Below are 5,082 nucleotides of genomic sequence, written 5' to 3'. Positions count from 1 at the left end.
AAATCTTGCGCAATTTGTTGGCGTTTTTTGATGGGTAGCGCGAGTAAAATTTTTTTAGTGATAGGATGTTGGATGATTTTGCGAAAGCGTTGGTAACCTTTATCATCGCTGCACAGCGCATCGCCATGTTCTAGGCGAACTTTTTTGCCATTTAATGTCAAATAACACGGCTCAAAAATCAATTGCCCGCCAAACTTGTCGCAAAATTGCTGCCCAAGCAGAAAATCCCGATTACCATGCATGACAAAAATCTGGCAGTTTTTATCGGATAATGTTTTGAGCTTTGCTATAATCGGTTGAAGCGCATCTATTAGGGTATCTGTATCGGCAACATCATCTCCTAACCAAGCTTCAAACCAATCACCGAGAATAAAAAACTGTTTTAGGTTGGGCAATAAAGCCAGTTTATCTAAAAAATCTAAAAAAGCCTGCCCTAAAGGATTAGTGGCAGGCTCATTCATGCTCAAATGTAAGTCACTGATAATAACCTGCGTAATGGCGGAGGGATTATCGGTGACCAAATCTGCAAAACTTTGCATACAAAAAAATTATTTCTCAATTACTTTTGCATGGGTAATCACCACAGGCGTGGTTGGCACATCAGCGTGGAAACCGTATTTACCAGTTGGTACACCTTTGATTTTATTGACAATGTCCATGCCTTCAGTCACTTTACCAAATACCGCATAACCCCAGCCTTGTGGGTTTTTGCCAGAAAAGTTTAGGAAGCTATTGTCTTTTACATTGATAAAAAATTGCGCAGTCGCTGAATGTGGGTCAGAAGTACGTGCCATTGCAATCGTGCCGACTTCATTTTTTAAGCCATTATCTGCTTCGTTTTGGATTGGAGCATTGGTAGATTTTTCTTTCATGTTGGCGTCCATACCACCACCTTGAATCATAAAACCGTCAATGACGCGGTGAAAAATCGTGCCATCATAATGACCTGATTTAACGTATTCTAAGAAGTTTGCCACGGTGTTGGGGGCTTTTTCTTGATTGAGTTCGATAACGATGTTACCCATGGTGGTTTCTAATTCTACGTATGGCATATCCATTGTGTGCTCCTAATGGTTTTTATGGTTAAAAAAACGTATCTTGCAATTGTTGTGGCTATCCTAGCGATTTTCAATCAAAAAGTCAGTATTTAGTTTGCAAAGTTGGCAAAATTAAATGTTTCAATTAAATTCATTTAAGTTTTTTCAATGTCAAAAAACTGCTAGAATGGCAGATTAGTTCACCATTTTTGTAATAGGTAAGGGGCAACCAAATGACGGCGACGACCGACAAAAATACAAAAACCGACGAGACAGCAACCAATAGTGAAAAAAATGACTTTATCCGTGCGATCGTACGCGATGACCTTGCTTCGCAAAAATACAGCCAGATTGTGACCCGTTTTCCACCTGAGCCCAATGGCTACTTACATTTGGGTCATGTCAAATCTATTTGTCTCAACTTTGGGCTGGCTAAGGAGTTTGCAGGGCTGTGTAACCTACGGTTTGACGACACCAATCCTGATGCTGAAGATCAGGAGTTTGTCGATAATATCAAAGATGATGTCAAATGGCTCGGGTTTGATTGGGCAGGCGAGGCGCGCTATGCGTCTAGTTATTTTGGTCAATTGTATGATTGGGCGGTAAAATTAATCAAACAAGGCGATGCCTATGTTGATTTGCAAAGTCCTGAAGATATTCGTGAAAACCGCGGCAATTTTGGTCAAGTAGGCAAAAACTCACCATACCGTGACGCCAGTGTTGAAGAGAATTTGCAACGCTTTGACGATATGAAACTTGGCAAATATGGCAACGGTGAAGCGGTGCTTCGTGCCAAAATCGACATGGCAAGCCCCAATATGAATATGCGCGATCCGATTTTGTATCGTGTCATGCACCAAGCGCATCACCAAACAGGCGATGATTGGTGCATTTATCCCATGTATGACTATGCCCATCCGTTGTCAGATGCAATCGAAGGTATTACGCATTCGATTTGTACCCTAGAATTTGAAGACCACCGTCCGTTTTATGATTGGGTGGTAGATAAAGTGGGCTTTGAGAAAGAACCACACCAATATGAATTTGCACGCCTAAACGTAAACCATATTTTGACCAGTAAACGAAAACTCAAAAAACTGGTCGAAGATGACTTGGTGAGCGGTTGGGACGATCCGCGTATGCCGACCATTGCCGGTATGCGCCGCCGTGGTTACACCCCTGAAGGGTTACGGGATTTTTGTGACCGTGTAGGCGTCAGCAAGTCAGACGGTGTGGTGGATTTTGGTTTACTGGAATTTAGTATCCGTAACTCATTAGAGCATGTAAATCGTGCGATGGCAGTGCTAAGCCCACTAAAAGTGACCATTACCAATTTTGATGAAGCCGTCGCCAATGTTGAAACCCTCAAAAAAGACAGTGTAAAAACTAGACTCGACAATGGGGTTTTATGGTTGACCCAGCCTAAAAATAGCCATGATGACAGCCAAGGTATGCGTGACATTCCTTTTACCAAAGAAATTTATATTGATAAAGGGGATTTTGAAATCACGCCGCCTGAAGGCTATAAACGTTTATCACCGCAAAACCCAGAAATCCGCTTACGTAATAGTTACGTGTTAAAGATTGAGGAGCACATCACCGATGACAATGGCGAAGTGGTGGGGTTAACAGCGACTATTGACCCAAAAACGTTGGGCAACAATCCAGAAGGTCGTAAGGTTAAAGGTGTGATACATTGGGTGTCAGCCAGTCTAGGTGTACCTGCGAAGGTACGTCTGTATGAGCAGCTGTTTACCCAAGAAGACCCTGCCAAAATTGACATCAATAATTTAGCCGCGGAGATTAACTCTAATTCGCTACGTGAAGTAGATGCCATTGTCGAGCCTTCTTTATCACAGGTCAATGCAGGCGAGCGGTTCCAATTTGAACGTGAAGGGTTTTTTGTGGCAGATAGTAAAGATTACTCACCAGAGCATTTGGTGTTTAACCGTATTGTGACCTTAAAAGACAGTTTCAAACCATAAATTATCTTTAACTTATAAATTAGCTGGCATAGCAATATGTCAGCTTTTTTTATAAAAGGATATCTTAACCTATTGTTACTTATGGTTTTATTATTGTATTAGCTAAACGGTTTTGTTATTTTTTTACATGCGTAACATATGTACTGTGCTAAACTACTCATCGTAAATTTAAGTCAGTCTTGCGTAATCAATCCGTTATTCTTGTTAGATTTTGTAACTTTTAATGGCTTGATTTTAATGGCTATTAGGCTTAAGGTATCGTTGTTCATCTGTTTTTCGTAAATATATTGGTAGTTTTGGTAACTGTATGCTTTATCCAACAGCAAGTTAACCATGATTTGATTGAGAGTGTTGAAATGAAAACATTGTTAAAGAAAACGTTGTTAGGTGCTGTCATTGCACTGGTTGGCGTACAAAGTAATGCTGAATTAAATATGCAGACAGGTAGCCAAGCTAAAGTTAGTTGGGGTGGGCAGGGTAGTTTAGACAAAGCCCGTGCCATCATGTATAACAGCACGCCACAGACGACAAGTTTTAATAGCGGTAATTATAATAGCTATAACAATGCATACAGTGAGGATGATAGCTATAATCCTGCATGGTCTCAAGATAGCACGCGGGCTTCGGGTAGCTATTTTGCCAATTCCAAAGGCGCTTTGGTAGTGGATGCGTTAACGGGCAATACCATTTATGAAAAAAATGCTGATATCGCCCGTCCGATTGCCTCAATTAGTAAATTGATGACAGCTGTGGTGGTGGCGGAATCAGGCGCTAACATGGGCGAAACATTGACGATTAGTCCATTAGATTTCAAAACCCCAAAACAATCGGGCAGTGACCGTCTAAAAGTTGGCGATCAGCTTAATCGTGCTGAAATGCTACTGATGATGATGATGAAATCAGAAAATCCCGCGGCTAAAGCATTAGCACGTACTGACCCTATGGGCTATGACAATTTTATTAGCCGTATGAACCAAAAAGCGCGTGAACTGGGGATGACGCAAACCCGTTATTATGATCCATCGGGTTTGGATTCTCGTAATGTGGCGTCACCGCGTGATTTGGCAATTTTGGCTCGCTATGCTTATAAGCATAATTTAATTAGCCAGTTTAGTACCACACCTAGCCGCCAATTTGGGGTAAATAATATCAATTCAGGTTATCGCACGGTTGCAGCGCGCAGTACCAATTACATGGTACGCGATGGTTTATACAATATTGGCCTATCAAAAACAGGTTATATTCGTGAAGCGGGTAACTGTGTTTTGTTTGAAACCAATGTCGGTAATCGTCCAGCCATCGTAGTGTTATTGGGCGCCAATGACTCAAAAACCCGCTGGAACGATGCAGAAAACATTATTGCTAATTTAAGCATGCGCCGATTCACCTAATCAATTCGCAATTTACTGACTGATTTTTTGATAAAAAAGCAAGGATGACTGTCCTTGCTTTTTTATGGGTGCAAAACTAACAAAACCAGCTATTTGGTGTGTTTTATAAGCTATTTAGCGTGTTTCATACAGGTGGTCGCAAAGGGTACTGCTTCTAGACGCTCAGGTTCGATTTCTTCACCACTCACAGCGCAAATACCGTAAGTTCCATTTTCGATACGAAGTAAGGCATTATTCACCAATTCAAGGTTTTGCTGGGCTTCGACTAGCAAGTTTTTACGTACATCGTTTTGCTCATTAATCACCGCTTGGTCATCCCAATCTTGGGTCATATCCGTATCAGGATTTTGCATATCATGTTGGATTTTATACACGCGAGTTTGGTATTCTTGTTTTAGGTCAAGTAATCGTTGTTTTGCTTTGTCAAGGTCAACCATACGGCCTCCAATTTTATAATAAAATATTGAACGCAGTGCTGCGTTCATGTTGTTGTTTTTATAAGCTTATCATCAACACCCTTCTTAATAAAGTAGTAATATAGTAGTAATACCGTGTTATCACCGCGCGTGGCGTTAGTTGATAGCATCAATAATGTTAAAAATACTCAAAATATGCTAGGTTCTGTTGAACATTCAAAGCTTCAGCCAATGATAAGCAAAGGCTAGAGCG

The 5,082-nt window shown here is 41.0% G+C and carries 5 protein-coding genes; 2 read left to right on the top strand and 3 right to left on the bottom strand.

Features of this window, described 5'->3' with window-relative positions:
- Positions 1–539, bottom strand: a 539-nt coding sequence (locus tag RTR63_RS11455; protein WP_312524370.1) for a UDP-2,3-diacylglucosamine diphosphatase, incomplete at its 3' end; no start/stop codon positions are given.
- A 9-nt stretch (positions 540–548) separates the two neighbouring features.
- A complete protein-coding gene (locus RTR63_RS11450; RefSeq protein ID WP_036593522.1) occupies positions 549–1,058 on the bottom strand; it encodes a peptidylprolyl isomerase in 510 nt (169 codons plus the stop codon).
- Positions 1,059–1,270: 212 nt separating this feature from the next.
- Here RTR63_RS11450 and RTR63_RS11445 point away from each other — a divergent pair, with 212 nt between their 5' ends.
- Entirely contained in the window at positions 1,271–3,022 is a 1,752-nt protein-coding gene (locus RTR63_RS11445) for a glutamine--tRNA ligase/YqeY domain fusion protein (RefSeq protein ID WP_312524368.1), read from the top strand.
- A gap of 356 nt (positions 3,023–3,378) precedes the next feature.
- The gene (locus tag RTR63_RS11440) at positions 3,379–4,413 is read left to right on the top strand and encodes a D-alanyl-D-alanine carboxypeptidase family protein (RefSeq protein ID WP_312524366.1); all 1,035 of its coding nucleotides are present in this window, start codon (positions 3,379–3,381) and stop codon (positions 4,411–4,413) included.
- Positions 4,414–4,523: 110 nt separating this feature from the next.
- Here RTR63_RS11440 and RTR63_RS11435 read toward each other — a convergent pair whose 3' ends face one another.
- Positions 4,524–4,850, bottom strand: coding sequence for a TraR/DksA family transcriptional regulator (locus tag RTR63_RS11435; RefSeq protein WP_203171832.1), 327 nt, complete (start codon positions 4,848–4,850; stop codon positions 4,524–4,526).
- Positions 4,851–5,082: the final 232 nt, after the last annotated feature.

It is taken from the genome of Moraxella sp. CTOTU47724 (assembly GCF_032014955.1).
In the GTDB taxonomy this organism is placed as follows: domain Bacteria; phylum Pseudomonadota; class Gammaproteobacteria; order Pseudomonadales; family Moraxellaceae; genus Faucicola; species Faucicola tetraodonis.
Note: the sequence above shows the minus strand (reverse complement) of the source record. Positions and strands in the feature narration are given on the sequence as shown.